The organism is Bradyrhizobium sp. PMVTL-01 (assembly GCF_051861855.1).
Classification (GTDB): domain Bacteria; phylum Pseudomonadota; class Alphaproteobacteria; order Rhizobiales; family Xanthobacteraceae; genus Bradyrhizobium.
In genome coordinates this window covers 735142-756935 of the sequence record NZ_CP193982.1, presented here as the reverse complement: position 1 = coordinate 756935, position 21794 = coordinate 735142, and the positions used below count along the sequence as shown (strand labels likewise).

The following is a 21794-nucleotide window of genomic DNA, read 5'->3' as shown; positions in this document are numbered from 1 at the left end:
TCGTCCGTTCCGTCAGATCTGCAGGATAGCTAGAACAGGGTCCGCTGCCGCATGGCGGCCGATAGCGTACCTTCATCGAGATAATCAAGCTCGCCACCGACCGGCACACCATGCGCGAGTCGGGTTACTTTGACGTTGGCGTCCTGAAGCAGGTCGGTGATGTAGTGCGCCGTGGTCTGGCCGTCCACCGTCGCATTCAGCGCCAGGATGATTTCGTGCACCTCGGCAGCATGCGCGCGCGCGACCAGCGCGTCGATCGTGAGGTCCTGCGGGCCGACACCGTCGAGCGGCGACAATGTCGCACCCAGCACATGATAGCGCCCCTGGGTCGCATTGGCCCGTTCCAGCGCCCAGAGATCGGCAACGTCGGCGACGACGACGATGATCGCGGGATCACGTTTCGGATCGGTGCAGACCGTGCAGGGATTTTGCGTATCGATATTGCCGCAGGTCTTGCAGACCTGGACCTTGTCCAGCGCGACCTGAAGGGCCGACGACAGCGGCATCATCAGCGCTTCGCGCTTCTTGATCAGATGCAGCGCGGCGCGCCGCGCCGAGCGCGGACCGAGGCCCGGCAGCCGTGCGAGAAGCTGGACCAGCCGCTCGATCTCGGGGCCTGCGACCGCACCCATCTTACTGGCCGAACAGCCCCGGCGGCAGGCCGAGCCCGCCGGTGAGCGACTGCATCTTGTCCTGCACCGCCGTTTCCGCCTTGCGGCGGGCATCGCCGAGCGCGGTGACGAGCAGATCCTCCAGGACTTCGCGCTCCTCCGGCTTCATCAGCGAGGGATCGATCTTGATGCCCTTGACGTCCATCTTGGCGGTCATGCGCACCGCGACGAGGCCGCCGCCGGAGATGCCTTCAACCTCCACGTTGGCGAGCTGCTCCTGCATTTCCTGCATCTTGGATTGCAGCTGCGCCGCCTGCTTCATCATGCCGAGAAAATCAGCCATAGGTCGCGTATCCTTGAAAAGGTCGGCTCAGAGATCGTCATCGCCGTCGGAACCGTCGACGGGATCGTCACTGCCATAGTCCGCATTAATATTGGATTCCGGCGCCTCGGGGGCAAGCCTGCGGACCTCGATGACCTTCGCACCGGGGAAGCGAGACAGCACCTCCTGCACGCGCGGATCGGCCTCGGCGGTACGCGCATGCTCCTGCTTGGCGGCCTGGTTCACCGAGCGCAGGGTCGGCTGGCCCTGCTCGTTGGAGACGATCACGGTCCAGCGCCGGCCGGTCCACAGCTCGAATTTTTTCGCGAGCTCCGAGATCATGGTCTTGGAGGCGTTCGGCTCGAGAGCGACCTCGAGCCGGCCCTCCTCGAAACGGACGAGGCGCAGGTCACCTTCGAGCGCGCCCTTGGTCATGAGGTCGCGCTTCTGGCCGGCGAGCGCCACGAGCTGGGTGAAGCTGGTGATGCGCAGCTGCGGCGCGGCACCTTGCGGATCGGGCGCGGGCGCCGCCATCTGCGGACGGACCGCGCCGCCGAACGCCGATGGCGACGATGTCGGCATGCGAACCGGCGCCACGGACGCAACAGGCGCTGCAGAGGCCATAGACGCAGCCGGCGCGCTGCTGCGCGCAGTCCCGCCGCCGTTCACGACCGGCGAGCCGCCGCCGTTCTGCTCGAGCATCCTGATCGCTTCATCCGGCGTCGGCAGGTCGGCGACGTAGGCGATCCGCACCAACACCATCTCGGCAGCCGCGGCCGGGCGTGTCGCCGCCTGCACCTCGGTGATGCCCTTCAGCAGCATCTGCCACATCCGCGACAGCACGCGCATCGAGATCTTCGAGGCGAAATCCCTCGCGCGCACGCGCTCGGTCTCGCCATAGGCGACGTTGTCGGCGGTCGCCGGCACGATCTTCACGCGGGTGACGAAGTTGACGAATTCGGCGAGGTCGGAGAGCACGACGATCGGATCGGCGCCGATGTCGTACTGGTCGCGGAACTCCTTGAAGGCGGCGGCGATGTCGCCGCGCGCCAGCGAATCAAACAGATCTATGACGCGGGTGCGGTCGGCGAGGCCCAGCATCTGCCGGACGGCGTCGGCCTTCACCTGCCCCGCCGCATGCGCGATGGCCTGGTCGAGCAGCGACAGAGAGTCGCGCACCGAGCCTTCCGCGGCACGCGCTATGATGCCGAGGGCCTCGGGCTCGATCTCGACGCTTTCCTTGGCAGCGATGTTGGCGAGATGCTTCATCAGCACATCGGCCTCGACGCGGCGCAGGTCAAAGCGCTGGCAGCGCGACAGCACCGTGACCGGAACCTTGCGGATCTCGGTCGTCGCGAACACGAACTTGGCGTGCTCCGGCGGCTCCTCCAGCGTCTTCAGGAAGGCGTTGAACGCCGCCGTCGACAGCATGTGGACTTCGTCGATGATGTAGACCTTGTAGCGGGCGCTGGCCGGCGCATAGCGCACGCTGTCATTGATCTGGCGCACGTCGTCGACGCCGGTATGGGAGGCCGCGTCCATCTCCAGCACGTCCATGTGCCGGCTTTCCATGATCGCCTGGCAATGCACGCCCAAGGTCGGCATGTGGATGGTCGGCCCATGCACCGAGCCGTCCGGCATCTCGTAGTTGAGCGCACGGGCCAGGATGCGCGCAGTGGTCGTCTTGCCGACGCCGCGGACGCCGGTGAGGATCCAGGCCTGCGGGATGCGGCCGGTCTCGAACGCATTGGAAACGGTCCGGACCACGGCCTCCTGGCCGATCAGGTCGTCGAAGCTGGAAGGACGGTATTTGCGCGCCAGCACCCGGTAAGGCGCGTTGCCGGCCGGGCCGGCGCTGTCAGGATTGGGAGGGGCGCCAGCGTCGGTCATCGGTCGATCCGCAATGAAATCTCTCTCGGCCGGCTTTTGCGGAAAGGAGCGCGCCGGCGGGGAGCCCGCCGGCGCAATTCGCTCGGAAAAACAGGTAGGAGACTGACGAGCGACCCGATCCGGACCTCGTTAGGGCTGCTTCCTTCCGGACCTGACCCGGTTGGCGAGTGGCTCGTCCACCGCCAATCTCCCGACCCCTATTTGGGGCCAAAGGGAGCGGAAAGCAAGCGGGTATCGGCGCGAACGGATCGGGTTTGCCCAGCATCCGGGCAATCGCGGTCCTGGTCGGCCGACAGGCTGTGCTTTCGCTGCGGGGGCCACCTTGCTAGAACGCTGCCGGAACTCCATCCAACCAGAAAAGCGATTGATCCCAATGGTTACACGTCGTGATGTTGCATCGATTGTCGGGCTTGGCGCGGTGACCGCGGCAGCGCTGGCCGCGCCAGCCGTGGCCCAGACCGCCGATCCGAACGAATCGACCTTCGCCCGCATCCGCCGGACCAAGAAGATGCGGATCGGCGCCGTTGGCGGCGGCGCGCCCTACTACATGAAGGACCTCGCCACCGGCCAGTGGAAGGGCTTCTACATCGACATTGCCAAGGGGCTTGCCGACGACATGGAGGCCGAACTCGAGATCACCGAGACCACCTGGGGCAATTCGGTGCTCGATCTGCAGTCCAACAAGATCGACATCTTCTTCGGCCTCAACCCGACGCCGAAGCGGGCGCTCGTCGTCGACTTCTCGGTGCCGGTCTTCAACAACGCCTTCGGCATCCTCTGCAAGAAGGACTTCAAGCCGAAGAGCTGGGCCGAGCTGAACTCCCCCGACATCAAGATCGCGGTCGACCAGGGCTCCTCGCACGACCAGGTCGTCAGCCGCCTGACGCCGAAGGCGCAGATCTCGCGCCTGAAGACCGCGGACGACGCCACCGCCGCGCTGCAGACCGGCCGCGTCGACGCGCAGTGCCTGATCACCATGCTGTCGCTCACCGTGCTGAAGAAGAATCCCTCGCTCGGCCAGTTCGTGCTGCCGACGCCGATCTTCGCGACGACATCGAATGCCGGCTTCCGCCGCGAGAACGACAAGACCTTCCGCGACTACGTCAACACCTGGATCGACTTCAACAAGGGCCTCGGCTTCATCCGCAACGCGATCATCACGAACATGGAGCTCGTGGGTGTGACCGAGGCGGACATTCCGCCGGGCGTGTCGCTGTAAGCTATCCGTTTGAGGCAAGTGAGAGCCGCGCGCACCGCTCCTCTCCCTCTCCCGCTTGCGGGAGAGGTGAAGCAAGAAAGCACGCATGTATCAGTGGGACTTCGGCATCCTCTGGAGCTATCGCTGGCTCTTTCTCAACGGGCTCGGCGTCACCGTCGGCTTCACCGTGGTCATCGTCGTCTGCGGGCTGCTGTTCGGCCTGCTCGGCGCATTCGGCAGCCTGTCGCGCTTCAAAGCGCTGCGGCTGACCGCGCTCGCCTTCATCGAGGCGTTTCGTTGCACGCCGATCCTGGTACAGCTGATCTGGTTCTATTACGCGCTGCCGATCCTCGCCGGCGTCGAGATGACGCCGATCACCGCATCGGCGCTGGCGCTCTCGCTCTATGGCGGCTCGTTCTACTCGGAGATCATCCGCGGCGGCATCGTCTCGATCGACAGCGGCCAGTCGGAAGCCGGTGCCGCGCTCGGCATGACACCGAGCCAGAGCATGCGCCGCATCGTGCTGCCGCAGGCGATCAAGCGCATGATCCCGGCGCTGATGAACCAGTCGATCATCCAGTTCAAGAACACCTCGCTGGTCTCGGTGCTGGCCGTGCCTGACCTCGTCTATCAAAGCCAGGTCGCGGCCCATGACAGCTATCGGCCGCTGGAGACCTACACTACGGTTGCCCTCGCCTATGCAGCGATCCTGATCCCGCTCACCATCATCGTCCGGCGTGGCGAGAAGCGACTGGCGGTGAGCGAATGAGCGACACGTCAAAAATCGAGATCCGTGGCCTGCGCAAGAGCTTCGGCAGCAACGAGGTCCTGAAGAACATCAGTCTCGACGTCGCCAAGGGCGGCGTGGTCGCGCTGATCGGGCCATCAGGCTCCGGCAAATCGACGCTGCTCCGCTGCATCAACCTGCTGGTCGTGCCCGACGGCGGCAGCGTCCGCGTCGGCGATACGCGTTTTGCATTTGGTGAAGGCACGAGGCTCCCCGACGTGAAGGCGCTGGCAAAATTTCGCGCCACCACCGGCATGGTGTTCCAGCACTTCAACCTGTTCCCGCACATGACGACGCTCCAGAACGTCATGGAGGGACCGGTCACGGTACGACGCATGGCCAAGGCCGTCGCCGAGAAGCTCGCGCGGGCCCAGCTCGCCAAGGTCGGGCTTGCCGAGAAGGCCGACCAGTATCCGGCGACGCTCTCCGGCGGCCAGAAGCAGCGCGTCGCCATCGCGCGCGCGCTCGCAATGGAGCCGGACGTGATGCTGTTCGACGAGGCCACCTCGGCGCTCGATCCCGAGCTCGTCGGCGAGGTGCTCAACGTGATGCAGCGGCTCGCCTCCGAAGGCATGACCATGGTGATCGTGACTCACGAGATCGCGTTTGCCCGCGAGGTCGCCGACCGTCTGATCTTCATGCGCGACGGCGTCGTGGTCGAGGAAGGCCCGGCGCGGCAGGTGATCGATAATCCCAACGAAGCCGCCACGCGCGCCTTCCTCGGCCATTTCCACCGCACCGGCGCCCTGCCGCCGGCCACACCGGCATCGTGATGTCCGGGATCAATCGCGCCTATCTCGTCACCGGTGCCGCCAGCGGCATCGGCCGCGCCACCGCAAAGCTGCTCGCGGCGCCCGGCACCGCGCTGCTGCTGCACACGCGCTCGAACGCGCAAGGTCTCGAAGCCACTGCGGCGGAGGCCGAAGCGATGGGCGGTGTTGTGGCAAAGTGCCTCGGCGATCTCGCCGAAGAGGCTGCTGCCATCGACGCGATCGCCGCCACGCAAGCCGCCTTCGGCCGTCTCGACGGACTGGTTCTCGTCGGCGGCCATGCCCGCCGCGGCAGCGCCATCGGCACGCCCGCCGATCAATTCCGACAAGCGATGGACGAATCCGCGCTGGCTTTCACGCGGCTCGTTGACGCCGCGCTGCCGCTGCTGCGTGCCGGGCGCGAGGCGCGCATCGTCGCGGTGTCGTCGTTCGTCGCGCATGCGATCCGCCCGGAATTCGCGCCCTTCGCGGCGACCGCCGCGAGCCGCTCCGCGCTCGAAGCACTGGTGCGGCTCACCGCAATGGAGCTTGCGAAAGACGGCATCACCGTCAACGCGGTCTCCCCCGGCCTCATCGTCAAGGACAAGCCCAGCGAAAGCCGGTTGTCGCCCGAGCAGATCGCCGCAACCGAAGCACTGATCCCGATGCGACGCCGCGGGCGGCCGGAGGAGGTCGCCGAAATCATCGCCTTCCTGGCATCACCGAAGGCGTCCTACGTCACCGGCCAGGTCTGGCACGTCAATGGAGGCCTGACATGACCGAAGCAATGGTCGAACGCATCAGGCTGTTCCTGATCGAAAGCCCGATCAAGATGGCGCGCCTGCAGGGCGTCGGCAACGTCAAGGGCACGATCAAGCGCGTGCTGATCGAGCTCACCTCGAGCGCCGGCGTCGTCGGCTGGGGCGAGGCGGCGCCGTGGGAGGTGTTCACGGGAACACCGGAGGCAGCCTTCTCCGCGCTCGACCTTTATCTGCGCCCGATCGTGCTCGGCAAACCCGTGCGCCGCATCCGCGCGCTGATGGCCGAGCTCGATCGCGCGCTGGTCGGACATGCCGAGGCCAAGGTTGGAATCGAGATGGCGCTGCTCGACATCGTCGGCAAGTCGTCGGGACTCTCGGTCGCCGACCTGCTCGGCGGCCGCGTGCGCGACACCATCCCCCTTTCCTTCTCGATCGCCGATCCCGATTTCGCCGCCGATCTCGAGCGCATGCGAAAGATGGTTCCGGACGGCAATGTCATCTACAAGGTCAAGACAGGCGTGAAGCCGCATCGCGAGGATCTCGAGCATCTCGAGGCAATCCGCAAAGAGTTCGGCGACAAGGTCGATCTGCGCGTCGACTACAACCAGGCGCTGGCGCCGTTCGGCGCCATCAAGGTCCTGCGCGACGTCGAAGAGTTCGCGCCGACCTTCATCGAGCAGCCGGTGCCGCGCAAATATCTCGATGTGATGGCGCAGCTCACGGCAGCACTGGAAACGCCCTTGCTCGCGGACGAGAGCTGTTTCGACCGCCGCGACATGATGGAGGTGGTGCGCCGCGAGGCGGCGGACGCCGTCTCGATCAAGCTGATGAAGGCCGGCGGCCTGTTCGAGGCGCAGGCCATCATGGCGATCGCCGACATCGCCGGCCTGCCCGGCTATGGCGGCACGCTGTGGGAGGGCGGCATTGGCCTTGCCGCAGGCACGCAGCTGATCGCGGCGACGCCAGGCATCTCGCTCGGCTGCGAGTTCTATATGCCGCACCACGTGCTGACCGAGGACGTGCTGGAAGAGCGCGTCGCCAACCGCGCCGGCCATGTCGTGGTGCCCGACGGTCCCGGCCTCGGCATCCGCGTCAGCGAGGCCTCGGTCCGCGCCAATGCGCGGGTGCTGGCGGAGGCGTAAGGATTGCGAGCTGAACTTCACCTCTCCCCGCTTGCGGGCCGCGTGCGGGGAGAGGTCGGAATTCAAACGAAGTTTGAATTCCGGGTGAGGGGGTACAGGTCTCCCGGCGATCCCACGCGTGAAGAGAGCCCCTCACCCCGGGCCTCTCCCCGTAAGAACGCGGAGAGGGAGAAGAAAGCGACGACCGTGTATGCAGTCGCTGTCCTTCCCCAATCGGAATCGCTGTCGTATGGTCCGGCCCAACAAGCCCGTTCCCGATCGGGCCATCCGGAAACGCATATGTCTGATCCCGCCTGGTCGCTGCACTCCCGCCTGAAAGAGGACACCATCGACATCGGCGATCTGCCGCTGTCCAAGGTGCTGGTCATCAAGGATGCGCATTATCCCTGGCTGCTGCTGGTGCCGCGACGGGTCGATGCGGTCGAGATCATCGATCTCGACGAGGTGCAGCAGGCGCAGCTGATGACCGAGATCTCTCGCGTCTCGCGCGCGCTGAAGGAGATCACCAAATGCGACAAGCTCAATGTCGCGGCGCTCGGCAATCTCGTGCCGCAGCTTCACGTCCACATCATCGCGCGTCGCACCAGTGACGCGGCCTGGCCGCGGCCGGTGTGGGGCGTGATGCCGCCTCTGGCACACGATGCCGCGGAGGTTCAGAATTTCATCAGCGCGCTTCGCCGCAAGATCTGGTTGGGTTGAAAGAACAAGAATGTCAGCATTCGACGCATTTCCGCTGGGGCAGCCGGCCTTCGTCACCAACGTGCTCGACCGAGCCGCGCATCTGCGCCGCGACGATGAAAAGCTGTTCGCGCTCGAGCAGAAACCGTCCTCGCGCGCCTATGTCGTCTATCGCGACTCGTTGCTGGTGAAGCGCGAGGGCGACAAGGTGCGCGCGCTGCTCTCGATCGACGAGGCGCTGAAATGCGGCGCCAATCCCGGCACGATCTTTTTGGGCCTGCGCGATGGCGCGGCGATGTTCGGTATGGGCATGTCGCAGGCTGCCGCCGAGAAGCTGATCGGCCGTGAGGATTACACCGTGACCGAGCTGCGCGGCATGGCGATGCAGGGCGCGATCCCCCCCGAAGAGCTCTCGGCGATCGCGATGGCGAAGTCGATGGTGGGCTGGCATCAGCGCCATGGCTATTGCGCCAATTGCGGCGCACGCAGCGCGATGAAGGAAGGCGGCTGGAAGCGGGATTGTCCTGCCTGCAAAGCCGAGCATTTTCCGCGCACCGATCCGGTCGTGATCATGCACGTCGCCTCCGGCGACAAATGCCTGCTCGGCCGTCAGAAGCACTTCCCGCCCGGCATGTATTCCTGCCTCGCCGGCTTCGTCGAGGCGGCCGAAACCATCGAGGACGCGGTGCGCCGAGAAATTCTCGAAGAATCCGGCATCCGTTGCACCGACGTGCAGTATTACATGACCCAGCCCTGGCCCTATCCGTCGTCGCTGATGATCGGCTGCAGCGCGCGGGCCGTGAGCGAGGACATCGTCGTCGATCGTTCCGAGCTGGAAGACGCACGCTGGTTCTCGCGCGAGGAGGCGGCCAAGATGCTGACGCGGACGCATCCGGACGGGCTCGCGGGCCCGCATCCGTTCGCGATCGCGCATCACCTGCTCGGCCGCTGGGTGTACGACAAGAGCTGATCGCCGATGGCGCCAGCCGTGATCGCGCCACGCATCCTCTGCATCGGCATTCCCGTGCGCGATCTCACCTTTCGTGTCGAGGCCGTGCCCGCGCGGGGCAGCAAGGCGAACGCGAGCCATCTCGCCGAGATCTGCGGCGGCAATGCGCTCAACGCCGCGATCGCTACGGCGCGACTTGGCGGCCGTATCGTGTTCGCAGGTCCCATGGGCGATGCGCGGGAAACGTCGAGCGATTTCATTCTCGCGCAGATGGCGCAGGAAGGCATCGACACTGCGCATATCGTGCGCATGCCGGGCCTGACCACGCCGGTGTCCGCCATCATGATCGAGGCCTCCGGCGAACGGACGCTCACCATCTACCGCGATCCCGGGCTGTGGCGTGTGAAGCTGCCCGACGCTGACGATCTGCTCGCCGATTGTCGGGCCGTCCTGATCGAGAGCCGCTGCGGCCCGTTCTGCATTGATCTCTGCACTGAGGCCCGCCGGCGCGGCATTTCCGTCGTCGTCGGCGTCGATCGCGCGATGTCGTTGCAGGACGGGCTGCTCACCGCTGCCTCGCACCTGCTGTTCGCCAGCGAGCAGGTTCAGAAGACGGCCGGCGTCGCCGATGATGGCGAGGCCTTGAAGCGGCTTGCAAGGCTGACGCCGGCCTTCCTTGCCGCCACCCGCGGTCCGGATGGCACGATCTGGCTGGACGAGGGAGGCGCGCTTGAGGAGACCCCGGCCTTCGCGGTCGAGGCGGTCGATACGCTTGGCGCCGGCGACGTCTTCCACGGCGCATTCGCGCTTTGCATCGCCGAGGGTAAGGGCGTGCGGGAGGCGCTGCGTTTCGCCGCGGCCGCCGCAGCGCTGAAATGCACCCGCCACGGCGGCGGCCTGGCCGCCCCGCAACGTATTGAAGTTGAGGAGCTTTTGCGCGGGGAGGCCTAAAGCGATTCCATGGATGCGCCGAGATTATAGGCTTGCTGTGGAAGGATTTTCTCTATATCAGGGAAATCAGCCCTTGAAATGGAACAAAGTTCTTCAAATGACTGATGCCGCTGTCCAGATCCCCGAGACCAGCCGCCGCCTCGACGCCATCGACCGCAAGATCCTGATGGTACTGCAGGAAGATGCCTCCCTCTCCGTTGCCGAGATCGGCGACCGTGTCGGACTGTCCTCGACCCCCTGCTGGAAACGCATCCAGCGCCTGGAGGCCGATGGCGTGATCCTGAAGCGCGTCGCCCTGGTCGACCAGAACAAGATCGGGCTCGGCATCTCCGTGTTCGTGTCGGTCGAGAGCTCCGATCACTCCGACGCCTGGTTGAAGCGGTTCGCCGAGGCCGTCAGCGCCATGCCGGAGGTGATGGAGTTTTATCGCATGGCCGGCGACGTCGATTACATGCTGCGCGTGGTGGTCGCGGACATGCAGGCCTATGACATCTTCTACAAGAAGCTGATCAGCGCCGTGCCGCTGAAGAACGTCACCTCGCGCTTTGCGATGGAGAAGATCAAGTCGGTGACCGCGCTCCCGATCCCGGCGGTGGTGGCGGCTTAATCTTCACGAGACCTTCCTTCACCTCTCCCCGCCTGCGGGGAGAGATCGGATTGCATCGGCAGATGCAATCCGGGTGAGGGGGTACAGGTCCCAGGGCGATCTCGCGTGTGACCCCCTCACCCCCAACCCTCTCGGCGCGAGCGAAGCTCGTCGCGGCCCCGTAAGAACGGGGCGAGGGGGCGCACTGCCGCGGCGAGGGCTCGCCTCAAATCGTCTGATTGTACTCGCCGACTTCGGGATGCGTGCGCAGCACGCTGTTCACCATCTCGAACATATCGTGCATCCGCTGCTCGGATACCGGGCTCTCGACCACGACGACGAGCTCAGGCTTGTTGGAGGAGGCGCGCACCAGGCCCCAGCTACCGTCCTCGACGGTGACGCGGACGCCGTTGACGGTGACGAGATCGCGGATGGACTGGCCGCCGATCTTGGCGCCCTTGGCCTGCAAGCCCTCAAAATGCTTCACCACCTTGTCGATGACACCGTACTTCACCTCGTCGGCGCAATGCGGCGACATGGTCGGCGACGACCACGTCTTCGGCAGCGCGTTCTTCAGGTCTGCCATCGACTTGCCGGGGGCGCGATCGAGCATGTCGCAGATCGCGATCGCCGAGACGAGGCCATCGTCATAGCCGCGACCATAGGGCTGGTTGAAGAAGAAGTGGCCGGACTTCTCGAAGCCGGCAAGCGCTCCGGTCTCGTTGGTGCGGCGCTTCATGTAGGAATGGCCGGTCTTCCAATAGGCGGTCTTCGCACCCTGCTTCTGCAAGACGGGATCGGTGATGAAGAGGCCGGTGGACTTCACGTCGACGATGAACTGCGCGTCCTTGTGGATCGCCGACATGTCGCGCGCCAGCATCACGCCGACCTTGTCGGCGAAGATCTCCTCGCCGGTGTTGTCGACGACGCCGCAACGGTCGCCGTCACCGTCGAAGCCGAGGCCGACATCGGCCTTGTGATGCAGCACCGCGTCGCGGATCGCGTGCAGCATCTCCATGTCTTCCGGATTCGGATTGTATTTCGGGAAGGTGTGATCGAGCTCGGTGTCAAGCGGGATCACCTCGCAACCGATCGCTTCAAGCACTTGCGGCGCGAACGCGCCGGCGGTGCCGTTGCCGCAGGCGGCGACGACCTTGAGCTTGCGCTTGAGCTTCGGACGATTGGTGAGATCGGCGGTGTAGCGCGCCGCATAGTTCTCGTGGAACTGGTAGGCCCCGCCCGCCTTGTTCTTGAACTCGGCATTGAGCACGATCTCCTTCAGCCGCGTCATCTCGTCGGGACCGAAGGTGAGCGGACGGTTGGCGCCCATCTTCACGCCGGTCCAGCCATTGTCGTTGTGCGAGGCCGTGACCATGGCGACGCAGGGCACGTCGAGATCGAACTGCGCGAAATAGGCCATAGGCGTCACCGCGAGCCCGATGTCGTGCACCTTGCAGCCTGCCGCCATCAGGCCGGAGATCAGCGCATATTTGATCGAGGCCGAATAGCCGCGGAAATCATGACCGGTGACGATCTCCTGGCTGACGCCGAGCTCGGCGATCAGCGCGCCAAGGCCCATGCCGAGCGCCTGCACGCCCATCAGGTTGATTTCCTTCTGGAACAACCAGCGCGCGTCGTATTCACGAAATCCGGTGGGCTTCACCATCGGCTCGGATTCGAAGGCGTAGGTGTTGGGCAGCAGGACGGGTTTCGGCTTGGGAAACATTGAGACAGTCTCGTGAAAAAAGCAGGAATTGATGCAGCCTTAGCGAATGCCGGGCTGCAGCGGAAGGCGGGAATGAGGGCTCATGGCCGATAATTACGGCAGTTTGGTAACGGGAAGCGCGCTCTCGCGTGCGACTTCCGCTCGTTCCGTGCAAAATTCGCGCGAATGGCCGTTCGTCGGCGCGCTACGGAGCCGTGCGATGCGGCTTACTGCTCCAGCACCATCTGCCCGTTGGCGTATTCGAAGCGCTTGAGGCGGGACAGGAAGGACAGGCCGAGGAGATTCTCCGACAAGGCCTCGTCCGGCAGCACCATGGCATCGACATCGCGCACGATGAGGCCGCCGACATCAAGCATCGCGATGCGGGTGCGGGCGGCCTTGATGGTGCCGTTGGCGGTGGAGACGATGGCGTTGTACTCGCTGCGCGAAGGACGCAGGCCGAAGCGGGCAGCCGAGGTCTCGTTCAGCGCGACCACGGAGGCGCCCGTATCGACCATGAACCCGATGCGCTGCCCGTCGATCCGGCCATCGGTCTGGAAGTGCCCGCGGCCGTCGCGGGAAATGGCGAGGCTGCGACTCCCGGACGGCGCCGGGGTTGCGACAGCGACCGTCGTGCGCGGCACTGACGTGGCGGACGCCGAGCTCATCCTGTCGGCCATCTGCGCCATGAAGGTGCCGAGGCCGATCATGAGGGCCGCGAAAATCATAATGTTACGCATCACACCACTTCCGAGCCGGAACGCTCGATTTCACCACGCAACCCGTTCTCCCGCGAGCGGAGACGCGGCCAGAACCTCGCCATTTTGGTGAAAAGGATGAGCGGACGGTTAATGCGGCCTAAAAAACTCACGTCCCGCGCGGCTTTGCCCGCCGGGTCGGCAGTGCGCTCGCGGGATCGTCCGGCCATGGATGGCGCGGATAGCGCCCGCGCAGATCGGAGCGGACGGCGGCGTAGCTGCCGCGCCAAAAACCGGGAAGATCGCGTGTCACCTGCACCGGGCGCTGGGCCGGCGACAGCAATTCCAGCACCAGGGGCACCTTGCCGGCCGCGATCGAAGGATGGGTGTTGAGGCCGAACAATTCCTGCAGACGCACCGCGATGGTCGGCCCCTGCTCGGCCTCGTAGTCGATCGCGAGCACGCTTCCCGTCGGCGCCTCGAAATGCGTCGGCGCCTCGCGGTCGAGCCGCGCGCGCATCTCCCAGGGCAGCAGTGCCATCAAAGCATCGGAGAGATCGCCGGGAGAAATGTCCTTGAGCGCGATCTTGTCATAGAGCGCCGGCACCAGCCAATCATCGCACCGCGCGATCAGACCGTCATCGGACAGATCCGGCCAGCTGTCGCCCTCGGCCTTGCGCAGGAACATCACGCGGTCGCGCCACTGTTTTGCGGCCTTCGACCAGGGCAGCCGGTCGAGGCCAGCGGCGATCAACCCATCTGCGAAAATGCGCGCGGTGTCCCCCGAGGGCGACACGGCGAGCGTCGCCTCAGAGAGCGTGATCGCATGCAGCACACGCTTGCGCCGCGCGCGCAGCGCCATCGCGCCGCGGTCGAAGGAGATCTCGTCGACGTTCTCGATATGCTCGGCGAAATGACGCTCGATCTCGTCCTGGGTGATTTGCGCCGCGAGCAGGATGCGGCCGCTGGCGGCCGTTCCCGTCATCTCGCCGACCGCGATATAGGGCGCGCGTGCGAGCGATGAGGTCTGCTCCACAGCCGCACCCCGACCATTGGCGAGCACGAAGCTGCCATTGCCGCGATTGCGCGCGATACGGTCCGGGAAGGCGTAAGCCAGCATCAGGCCGGTGGAGAGATCGTCCTGCTGCCCCGCCTTCTCGGATGCTGCCACCTGCGAGGCCCAGCGCCGCGCCAGATCGCGTGCGCTCGCGGCGCGCGGCGATCGATCGCGGCGGAACTGGTCGCGCCGGTGCTCCAGATCGACGCTGTCTCCGCCGAGCCCGCGCTCGGTGATGATCGCCGCGATCTCGGCCGCGTCTTCGCCCTCACCTGCGCGATGCGAATCCACGATCATGCGTGCCAGACGCGGCGGCAGCGCCAGTGCGCGCAGGCTCTTGCCCTCGGCGGTGATACGGCCGTCGGCATCGAGCGCGTTCAGCTCGGAGAGCAGGCTCTTGGCTTCCTTCCACGCCGGCTGCGGCGGCAGATCGAGGAACGACAGCGCAGCCGGGTCAGTGACGCCCCATTGCGCGAGATCGAGCACGAGCGAGGACAGATCGGCGCTCAGAATTTCCGGCTGGGTATAGGGCGCGAGCGCGGCCGTCTGCGGCTCGTCCCAGAGCCGATAGCAGACGCCGGGCTCGGTGCGGCCGGCGCGGCCACGGCGCTGGTCCACCGCTGCGCGCGCGGCGCGCACGGTTTCGAGCCGCGTCAGCCCGATGTCGGGCTCGTAGCGCGGCACGCGGGCGAGACCGGAATCGACCACGATGCGCACGCCCTCGATGGTCAGCGACGTCTCTGCGATCGACGTCGCCAGCACCACCTTTCGCGTGCCCTTCGGCGCGGGCGCAATGGCGCGGTCCTGCACGGCGGCGTCGAGTGCGCCGAACAGCGGCACGATCTCGATCGAGGCATCCTGCACGCGTTCGCTGAGGAAATTCTGGGTGCGGCGAATCTCGGGGGCGCCCGGCAGGAATGCCAGCACCGAGCCGCTGTCGGCGCGGAGCGCAGAGGCAATCGCATCGGCCATCTGCCGTTCGATCGGCGCATCCGCCTTGCGGCCGAGATAGCGCGTCTCGACCGGAAAGGCGCGGCCCTCGCTCTCGACGACGGGGGCATCGCCGAGCAGCTTTGCCACACGGGCGCCGTCGAGCGTGGCCGACATCACGAGGATGCGCAGGTCCTCACGCAGGCCGGTTTGCGCATCGCGCGCCAGCGCCAGGCCCATGTCGGCATCGAGCGAGCGCTCGTGGAATTCGTCGAACAGGATGGCGGCAACGCCTGACAGTTCGGGGTCGTCGAGGATCTGGCGGGTGAAAATGCCTTCGGTCACGACCTCAATGCGCGTCGCGCGCGAGATCTTCGAGCCGAAGCGGACACGGTAGCCGACGGTCTCGCCGGCGCGCTCGCCAAGCGACCTCGCCATGCGGTCGGCGCTGGCGCGCGCCGCGATGCGCCGCGGCTCCAGCACGATGATCTTTTTGCCTTTGGCCCAGGGCGCATCGAGCAGCGCCAGCGGCACGCGCGTGGTCTTGCCGGCGCCCGGGGGCGCCACCAGCACGGCCGCGTTATGCCGATCCAGCGTGCGCGAGAGGTCGTCGAGCACGGCATCGATCGGGAGAGGCGTGTCGAAACTGCGGGGCAATAGTCTCTGTCCGTCATCGTCCACCTCGCGCAACTGCGCGGAGGGGTGGACGATCCAGTCTATTCAGACCCCGGCGATTCCGAAGATCCGTGGGTACTGGATACCCCGCCTTCGCGGGGTATGACAATCGTGTGTCGCGATTAACCCTGCGCCGACGAGCGCCCGACGCTCTCGTAGGTGAAGCCGGCGGCCGCCATGTCTTCGGGGCGGTAGATATTGCGGAGGTCGACGACGACGGGCTGCGCCATGGTTGCCTTCAGCCGGTCGAGATCGAGCGCGCGGAACTGCACCCATTCGGTGACGATGACCAGGGCGTCGGCGCCTTGCGCGCAGGAATAGGGGTCTTCGCAATAGGTGATGTTGGGCAGCTCACCCTTCGCCTGCTCCATGCCGACGGGATCGAAGGCCTTGACCTTCGCGCCCATGTCGAGCAGGCCCGTCACCAGCGGGATCGAGGGCGCATCGCGCATGTCGTCGGTATCGGGCTTGAAGGTGAGGCCGAGCACGGCGATGGTCTTGCCGCGCAAGCTCCCGCCGAGCGCCTGGCTCACTTTGCGCGCCATCGCGCGCTTGCGGTTCTCGTTGACCGCCAGCACGGATTCGACGATGCGCAGATTCACGTCGTAGTCCTGCGCGATCTTGATCAGCGCCTTGGTATCCTTCGGGAAGCACGAGCCGCCGAAGCCGGGACCGGCATGCAGGAACTTGGTGCCGATGCGGTTGTCGAGGCCAATGCCGCGCGCGACCTCCTGGACGTTGGCGCCGACCTTTTCCGAGAGATCGGCGATCTCGTTGATGAAGGTGATCTTGGTCGCGAGGAACGCGTTGGCGGCGTATTTGATCATCTCCGCGGTGCGACGCGCGGTGAACATCAGCGGCGCCTGGTTCAGCGACAGCGGGCGGTAGATGTCGCCCATCACCTTGCGGCCGCGCTCGTCGGAGGTGCCGACCACGACGCGGTCGGGGAACTTGAAGTCGCGGATCGCCGCGCCCTCGCGCAGGAATTCGGGGTTGGAGGCGACCACGACGTCCGCCTTCGGATTGGTCTCGCGGATGATGCGCTCGACCTCGTCGCCGGTGCCGACCGGCACGGTCGATTTGGTCACGACCACGGTGAAGCCTTGAAGCGACTGCGCGATCTCCTTCGCGGCGGCGTAGACGTAGGACAGATCGGCGTGGCCGTCGCCGCGGCGCGAGGGCGTGCCGACCGCGATGAACACCGCATCGGCATCCGCAACCGGCTTCGACAGGTCAGTGGTGAAGTCGAGCCGCTTGGCCTTGACGTTGGTTGCAACCAGCTCGTCGAGGCCGGGCTCGTAGATCGGGATCTCGCCGCGGTGCAGGGCCGCGATCTTCCGCTCGTCCTTGTCGACGCAGGTGACGTCGTGACCGAAATCCGCAAAGCAGGCTCCGGACACCAGTCCCACATAGCCCGTCCCGATCATCGCGATTCGCATGAAAAACCCTGTTTTGGCTTGGTTAACGAAACCCCATGCGGGGCGGTTTAGCACTTTCCCGATCGAAGGGAACCGTCTGCGAACAAAAACCGGCACGCGAATTGAACCGGTAAAGAAGTCCGAAATCGCAACGGCCCAAACTGCCCCGCGGCCGTACAGGGCCGGGCGGAAGACGCCCCGAAAAGGAACACCATGGCTTCATCAGGCACAATCGCAGCAGATGGGCTTTCCAAGGCCCCGGCTGCCGCGCGTGTCGACTGGGTCGACTATGCCAAGGGCATCTGCATCGTCATGGTCGTGATGATGCATTCGGTGCTGGGGGTCGAGCTCGCCGCCGGCGAGCCCGGGTTCATGCATGTCGCCGTGGCCTTCGCAAAGCCGTTCCGGATGCCGGATTTCTTCCTGATTTCGGGCCTGTTCCTGCCGCTCGTGATCGACCGCGACTGGCGTACCTATCTCGACCGCAAGGTGATGCATTTCGCCTATTTCTATGTCGTCTGGGTGACAATCCAGTTCGGCTTCAAGGCGCCCGCGTTTGCCGCGGAGACGAGCTGGCGCGAGGTCGGCTTCCTCTATCTCGAATCCTTCATCGAGCCGTTCGGCACGCTCTGGTTCATCTATCTGCTACCGGTCTTCTTCGTCGTCACAAAATTGACACGCAAGATTCCGCCGCTCGCGATCTGGCTCATCGCCGCCGCGCTGGAGACGGCGCGCGTCACGACGGGCTGGACCGCGATTGACGAGTTCTGCGCGCGCTTCGTCTATTTCTGTTCGGGCTATCTGTTCGCCCCTTACGTGTTCGCACTGTCGGACCGCGCGCGCAGCCATCCCGCGCTGGCGCTCGCCGCGCTCGCGGCCTGGGCGCTGGTCAATGCCGGCCTCGTTGCAATCGGCGCCAGCGAATGGAAGTTCGTGTCGCTCGTGCTCGGCTTCGCCGGCGCCTGTGCCATCATCACGGCCGGCACGCTGCTCGCGCGCGCGCGTTGGCTGAACTTGTTCCGGTTCTGCGGCGAGCATTCGATCGTGATCTATCTCGCCTTCTTCCTGCCGATGGCGGCGACGCGGACCCTGCTGCTCCGCACCGGCATCATCCCCGATATCGGCACCGTGTCGCTGATCGTCACCATCGCCGGCGTGATCGGCTCGCTTGTGATCTGGCAGGCCGCACTGCGGCTCGGCTTCAATTTCCTATTCGAACGACCCGATGCGTTCTGGATTGCGCCGAAGAAGGCAGGGCCGGTGCTGCAGGCCGCGGAGTAGCCACAGTGTCATCGCCCGGCTTGCCGCCTTCGCCGATGCTTCGGCGTGCCGAGCGATCGTGTGGGCCTCGGCGTGGCCTTGGCTGAGCCGGGACCTGGCGACCCAGTACGCCGAGACGTCAGTGATCGAGCCGACAAGCCGCGGCGTACTGGATTCCCCGCTTGCGCGGGGAATGACAGCGGGGATGCGGGAAACGACAGTGGGGATAGCGACGCCCGTGAGCCAAAAATACCCCTCCCAAGGCTGTCAAATCCCGCAAAAATTCATACATTGCGGCCATGCCCAAAACATCGCCGAAGACCTCCGCCAGAGCTGACACCAAGGCCGCGCCAAAGGCCGCTGCCACCAAGCCCGCTGCTGCGACAGCTGCTGCCAAACCGGTCGCGGCGAAGGCGGCCGGCAAGGGCGATCACGTGTTCCTGGTCGACGGTTCCTCCTACATCTTCCGCGCCTATCACGCGCTGCCGCCGCTGAACCGCAAGTCCGACGGCTTGCAAGTCAATGCGGTGCTCGGCTTCTGCAACATGCTGTGGAAGCTGCTGCGCGACATGCCCGAGGCCGACCGGCCGACGCATCTGGCGATCATCTTCGACAAGTCGGAAATCACCTTCCGCAACAAGATCTATCCCGACTACAAGGCACACCGTCCGCCGGCGCCGGATGACCTGATCCCGCAATTCGCGCTGATCCGCGAAGCGGTGCGCGCCTTCGACCTGCCCTGCCTGGAACAGGTGGGCTTCGAAGCCGACGATCTGATCGCGACCTATGTGCGGCAGGCCTGCGAGCGCGGCGCGACCGCGACCATCGTGTCGTCCGACAAGGACCTGATGCAGCTCGTCACCGATTGCGTCACCATGTACGACACCATGAAGGACCGCCGCATCGGCATCCCCGAAGTGATCGAGAAGTTCGGCGTGCCGCCGGAGAAGGTGGTCGAGGTGCAGGCGCTCGCCGGCGATTCCACCGACAACGTGCCCGGCGTGCCCGGGATCGGCATCAAGACCGCGGCGCAGCTGATCACCGAATATGGCGACCTCGAACAGCTCCTGTTCCGCGCCACCGAGATCAAGCAGCCGAAGCGGCGCGAGGCTTTGCTCGAGAACGCCGAGAAGGCGCGCATCTCGCGGCAGCTAGTGCTGCTCGACGACAAGGTCAATCTGGAGGTGCCGCTCGACGACCTCGCGGTCCACGAGCCGGACGCGCGCAAGCTGATCGCCTTCCTGAAGGCGATGGAATTCACCACGCTGACGCGCCGCGTCGCCGAGTATTCGCAGATCGACCCCTCCAGCGTGGACGCCGACCCCGGCTATGCCAGCGGCGCCAGCGTCTTCTCGCCGCTGCCGCCCTCAGACGTCGTGCCCGCGCCGGGCAGCGGCACGGCGCCACAGGCACGGTCGAACGAGCCCAACAAATCCGCGAGCAAGGAGGACAAGGCCGCGAGCCCGAAGGGCGGGCCGATCTCGCTCGCTGCTGCGCGCGAAGAGGCGCTGCGCAAGCTGCCGGTTGACCGAGCCAAGTACCAGACGATCAAGTCGCTGAAGGAGCTGAACGCCTTCATTGCGCGCATCCATGGCACCGGCCATGTCGCGATCGAACTTCGAGGAAACTCGATCGATCCGATGCAGGCCGATCTCTGCGGCATCGCGCTCGCGCTGGCGCCGAACGAGGCCTGCTATGTTCCGCTCGCGCACAAGCAGTCCGGCGGCGGCGCCGGCCTGTTCGACGCCGGTCTTGCGCCCGACCAGGTCAAGCATACCGAAGCGATCGAAGCGCTGCGGCCGGTGCTGGAATCGGCAGGCATTCTCAAGATCGGCTTCGACGTCAAGTTCACCGCCGTCATGCTGGCACAGCACGGCATCACCCTGCGGAACATCGACGATGCGCTGCTGATCTCCTACGTGCTCGACGCCGGCCGCGGCTCGCATGCGCTGGAGCAGCTGTCCGAGCGCTGGTTCGGCCACGCCATGCTGAAGGAGAGCGAGCTGCTCGGCAGCGGCAAGGGCAAGATCACCTTCGACCAGGTGCCGATCGAGAAGGCCGCACCGCTGTCGGCCGAAGGCGCCGACCTGGCCATGCGGGTCTGGCGCGTGCTGAAGCCGCGGCTCGTCGCCGAGCACATGGCTACGGTCTACGAGACGCTGGAGCGCCCGCTGGTGTCGGTGCTCGCACGCATGGAGCGGCGCGGCATCTCGATCGACCGCCAGGTGCTGTCGCGGCTTTCCGGCGACTTCGCGCAGACTGCGGCTCGTGTCGAAGCCGAGATCCAGGAGATCGCGGGCGAGCCCGTCAATGTCGGCAGCCCAAAACAGATCGGCGACATCCTGTTCGGCAAGATGGGATTGCCCGGCGGCACCAAGACCAAGACCGGCGCGTGGTCGACCACCGCGCAGGTGCTGGATGATCTCGCCGAGCAGGGCCACGATTTTCCGCGGAAGATTTTGGAGTGGCGGCAGGTTTCAAAACTGAAATCGACCTACACCGACGCGCTGCCGACCTACGTCAATCCGCTGACCCATCGCGTGCATACGACCTACGCGCTGGCGGCGACGACGACGGGTCGGCTCTCGTCGAACGAGCCGAACCTGCAGAACATTCCGGTGCGCACCGAGGACGGCCGCAAGATCCGCCGCGCCTTCATCGCGACGCCCGGACACAAGCTGGTGTCCGCCGACTATTCGCAGATCGAGCTCAGGCTGCTCGCCGAGATCGCCGACATTCCCGTGCTGAAGCAGGCCTTTCGCGACGGGCTCGACATTCACGCGATGACCGCCTCCGAGATGTTCGGCGTGCCGATCAAGGGCATGCCGAGCGAGATCCGCCGCCGCGCGAAGGCGATCAATTTCGGCATCATCTACGGCATCTCCGCGTTCGGCCTCGCCAACCAGCTCGGCATCGCGCGCGAAGAAGCCTCCGCCTATATCAAGAAATATTTCGAGCGCTTCCCCGGCATCCGCGCCTACATGGACGAGACGCGCGATTTCTGCCGGAACCACGGCTACGTCACCACGCTGTTCGGCCGCAAGTGCCACTACCCGGATATCAAGGCCTCGAATGCCTCGGTGCGCGCCTTCAACGAGCGCGCGGCAATCAACGCGCGGCTGCAAGGCACTGCCGCCGACATCATCCGCCGCGCCATGACGCGGGTGGAGGACGCGCTCGCCGAGCGGAAACTCTCGGCGCAGATGCTGCTCCAGGTGCATGACGAACTGATCTTCGAGGTGCCGGACGCCGAGGTCGAGGCGACGCTTCCCGTCGTGCAGAAGGTGATGCAGGACGCGCCGTTCCCGGCCGTGCTGCTCTCGGTGCCGCTGCACGTCGACGCGCGTGCGGCGAATAATTGGGACGAGGCGCATTGACGCTGTCCTTCACCTCTCCCCGCTTGCGCGGAGAGGTCGGATCGCCCTTG

Annotated in this window: 18 protein-coding genes and 1 other RNA gene; 11 read left to right on the top strand and 8 right to left on the bottom strand. The window is 65.7% G+C overall.

Going from position 1 to position 21794, the window contains the following annotated elements:
• Positions 1 to 29: 29 nt before the first annotated feature.
• The 4 genes from recR to ffs all read right to left on the bottom strand — a co-directional run bounded on the left by recR (position 30) and on the right by ffs (position 3014).
• Entirely contained in the window at positions 30 to 632 is a 603-nt protein-coding gene (gene recR, locus ACRQ5Q_RS03540; RefSeq protein WP_027561562.1) for a recombination mediator RecR, read from the bottom strand.
• Between the two features lies 1 nt (position 633).
• Positions 634 to 954 (bottom strand): YbaB/EbfC family nucleoid-associated protein, encoded by a 321-nt coding sequence (locus tag ACRQ5Q_RS03535; protein ID WP_211412300.1) that lies wholly within the window; start codon positions 952 to 954, stop codon positions 634 to 636.
• Positions 955 to 981: 27 nt separating this feature from the next.
• Positions 982 to 2823 (bottom strand): DNA polymerase III subunit gamma/tau, encoded by a 1842-nt coding sequence (locus tag ACRQ5Q_RS03530; protein ID WP_439396061.1) that lies wholly within the window; start codon positions 2821 to 2823, stop codon positions 982 to 984.
• A 94-nt stretch (positions 2824 to 2917) separates the two neighbouring features.
• Positions 2918 to 3014: signal recognition particle sRNA small type (gene ffs / locus ACRQ5Q_RS03525), an RNA gene on the bottom strand.
• A 182-nt stretch (positions 3015 to 3196) separates the two neighbouring features.
• Between ffs and ACRQ5Q_RS03520 the strand changes: the two genes are divergently transcribed.
• The 9 genes from ACRQ5Q_RS03520 to ACRQ5Q_RS03480 all read left to right on the top strand — a co-directional run bounded on the left by ACRQ5Q_RS03520 (position 3197) and on the right by ACRQ5Q_RS03480 (position 10645).
• Positions 3197 to 4042, top strand: coding sequence for a transporter substrate-binding domain-containing protein (locus ACRQ5Q_RS03520; protein WP_439396059.1), 846 nt, complete (start codon positions 3197 to 3199; stop codon positions 4040 to 4042).
• Positions 4043 to 4127: 85 nt separating this feature from the next.
• Positions 4128 to 4790 (top strand): amino acid ABC transporter permease, encoded by a 663-nt coding sequence (locus tag ACRQ5Q_RS03515; RefSeq protein ID WP_439396057.1) that lies wholly within the window; start codon positions 4128 to 4130, stop codon positions 4788 to 4790.
• A complete protein-coding gene (locus tag ACRQ5Q_RS03510; RefSeq protein ID WP_439396055.1) occupies positions 4787 to 5581 on the top strand; it encodes an amino acid ABC transporter ATP-binding protein in 795 nt (264 codons plus the stop codon). Before ACRQ5Q_RS03515 ends, ACRQ5Q_RS03510 begins: the two co-directional genes overlap by 4 nt.
• Entirely contained in the window at positions 5581 to 6336 is a 756-nt protein-coding gene (locus ACRQ5Q_RS03505) for an SDR family NAD(P)-dependent oxidoreductase (protein WP_439396053.1), read from the top strand. The genes ACRQ5Q_RS03510 and ACRQ5Q_RS03505 overlap by 1 nt, the downstream gene beginning before the upstream one ends.
• Positions 6333 to 7460, top strand: coding sequence for a muconate cycloisomerase family protein (locus tag ACRQ5Q_RS03500; protein ID WP_439396051.1), 1128 nt, complete (start codon positions 6333 to 6335; stop codon positions 7458 to 7460). The genes ACRQ5Q_RS03505 and ACRQ5Q_RS03500 overlap by 4 nt, the downstream gene beginning before the upstream one ends.
• A gap of 279 nt (positions 7461 to 7739) precedes the next feature.
• A complete protein-coding gene (locus ACRQ5Q_RS03495; RefSeq protein WP_027561570.1) occupies positions 7740 to 8159 on the top strand; it encodes an HIT domain-containing protein in 420 nt (139 codons plus the stop codon).
• Between the two features lie 10 nt (positions 8160 to 8169).
• The gene (gene nudC / locus ACRQ5Q_RS03490) at positions 8170 to 9108 is read left to right on the top strand and encodes an NAD(+) diphosphatase (protein ID WP_439396049.1); all 939 of its coding nucleotides are present in this window, start codon (positions 8170 to 8172) and stop codon (positions 9106 to 9108) included.
• Positions 9109 to 9114: 6 nt separating this feature from the next.
• On the top strand, positions 9115 to 10038 hold the full coding sequence (locus ACRQ5Q_RS03485; protein ID WP_439396047.1) for a sugar kinase: 924 nt from the start codon (positions 9115 to 9117) through the stop codon (positions 10036 to 10038).
• Positions 10039 to 10135: 97 nt separating this feature from the next.
• On the top strand, positions 10136 to 10645 hold the full coding sequence (locus ACRQ5Q_RS03480) for an Lrp/AsnC family transcriptional regulator (RefSeq protein ID WP_439372769.1): 510 nt from the start codon (positions 10136 to 10138) through the stop codon (positions 10643 to 10645).
• Between the two features lie 205 nt (positions 10646 to 10850).
• Here the strand turns inward: ACRQ5Q_RS03480 and ACRQ5Q_RS03475 are convergent, their stop codons facing one another.
• The 4 genes from ACRQ5Q_RS03475 to ACRQ5Q_RS03460 form a co-directional block, all read right to left on the bottom strand.
• The gene (locus ACRQ5Q_RS03475) at positions 10851 to 12350 is read right to left on the bottom strand and encodes a phosphomannomutase/phosphoglucomutase (protein WP_439396045.1); all 1500 of its coding nucleotides are present in this window, start codon (positions 12348 to 12350) and stop codon (positions 10851 to 10853) included.
• Positions 12351 to 12556: 206 nt separating this feature from the next.
• Positions 12557 to 13069, bottom strand: a complete 513-nt coding sequence (locus ACRQ5Q_RS03470) for a TIGR02281 family clan AA aspartic protease (RefSeq protein ID WP_439372767.1) — start codon at positions 13067 to 13069, stop codon at positions 12557 to 12559.
• Between the two features lie 127 nt (positions 13070 to 13196).
• On the bottom strand, positions 13197 to 15671 hold the full coding sequence (gene hrpB, locus ACRQ5Q_RS03465) for an ATP-dependent helicase HrpB (protein ID WP_439396043.1): 2475 nt from the start codon (positions 15669 to 15671) through the stop codon (positions 13197 to 13199).
• Between the two features lie 140 nt (positions 15672 to 15811).
• A complete protein-coding gene (locus ACRQ5Q_RS03460; RefSeq protein WP_439396041.1) occupies positions 15812 to 17128 on the bottom strand; it encodes a UDP-glucose dehydrogenase family protein in 1317 nt (438 codons plus the stop codon).
• A gap of 192 nt (positions 17129 to 17320) precedes the next feature.
• On the opposite strand from ACRQ5Q_RS03460, the gene ACRQ5Q_RS03455 reads away from it, so the two are divergent.
• Positions 17321 to 18388 (top strand): acyltransferase family protein, encoded by a 1068-nt coding sequence (locus ACRQ5Q_RS03455; RefSeq protein WP_439396039.1) that lies wholly within the window; start codon positions 17321 to 17323, stop codon positions 18386 to 18388.
• A 278-nt stretch (positions 18389 to 18666) separates the two neighbouring features.
• Positions 18667 to 21744, top strand: coding sequence for a DNA polymerase I (gene polA / locus ACRQ5Q_RS03450; RefSeq protein ID WP_439396037.1), 3078 nt, complete (start codon positions 18667 to 18669; stop codon positions 21742 to 21744).
• Positions 21745 to 21794: the final 50 nt, after the last annotated feature.

Coding starts and splice junctions, on each gene's coding strand:
- recR (WP_027561562.1), bottom strand. CDS start 632: ATGGGTGCGGTCGCAGGCCCCGAGATCGAGCGGCTGGTCCAGCTTCTC.
- ACRQ5Q_RS03530 (WP_439396061.1), bottom strand. CDS start 2,823: ATGACCGACGCTGGCGCCCCTCCCAATCCTGACAGCGCCGGCCCGGCC.
- ACRQ5Q_RS03495 (WP_027561570.1), top strand. CDS start 7,740: ATGTCTGATCCCGCCTGGTCGCTGCACTCCCGCCTGAAAGAGGACACC.
- ACRQ5Q_RS03475 (WP_439396045.1), bottom strand. CDS start 12,350: ATGTTTCCCAAGCCGAAACCCGTCCTGCTGCCCAACACCTACGCCTTC.
- ACRQ5Q_RS03515 (WP_439396057.1), top strand. CDS start 4,128: ATGTATCAGTGGGACTTCGGCATCCTCTGGAGCTATCGCTGGCTCTTT.
- polA (WP_439396037.1), top strand. CDS start 18,667: ATGCCCAAAACATCGCCGAAGACCTCCGCCAGAGCTGACACCAAGGCC.
- ACRQ5Q_RS03535 (WP_211412300.1), bottom strand. CDS start 954: ATGGCTGATTTTCTCGGCATGATGAAGCAGGCGGCGCAGCTGCAATCC.
- ACRQ5Q_RS03460 (WP_439396041.1), bottom strand. CDS start 17,128: ATGCGAATCGCGATGATCGGGACGGGCTATGTGGGACTGGTGTCCGGA.
- ACRQ5Q_RS03505 (WP_439396053.1), top strand. CDS start 5,581: ATGTCCGGGATCAATCGCGCCTATCTCGTCACCGGTGCCGCCAGCGGC.
- ACRQ5Q_RS03500 (WP_439396051.1), top strand. CDS start 6,333: ATGACCGAAGCAATGGTCGAACGCATCAGGCTGTTCCTGATCGAAAGC.
- ACRQ5Q_RS03510 (WP_439396055.1), top strand. CDS start 4,787: ATGAGCGACACGTCAAAAATCGAGATCCGTGGCCTGCGCAAGAGCTTC.
- ACRQ5Q_RS03470 (WP_439372767.1), bottom strand. CDS start 13,069: ATGCGTAACATTATGATTTTCGCGGCCCTCATGATCGGCCTCGGCACC.
- ACRQ5Q_RS03480 (WP_439372769.1), top strand. CDS start 10,136: ATGACTGATGCCGCTGTCCAGATCCCCGAGACCAGCCGCCGCCTCGAC.
- ACRQ5Q_RS03455 (WP_439396039.1), top strand. CDS start 17,321: ATGGCTTCATCAGGCACAATCGCAGCAGATGGGCTTTCCAAGGCCCCG.
- nudC (WP_439396049.1), top strand. CDS start 8,170: ATGTCAGCATTCGACGCATTTCCGCTGGGGCAGCCGGCCTTCGTCACC.
- ACRQ5Q_RS03520 (WP_439396059.1), top strand. CDS start 3,197: ATGGTTACACGTCGTGATGTTGCATCGATTGTCGGGCTTGGCGCGGTG.
- ACRQ5Q_RS03485 (WP_439396047.1), top strand. CDS start 9,115: ATGGCGCCAGCCGTGATCGCGCCACGCATCCTCTGCATCGGCATTCCC.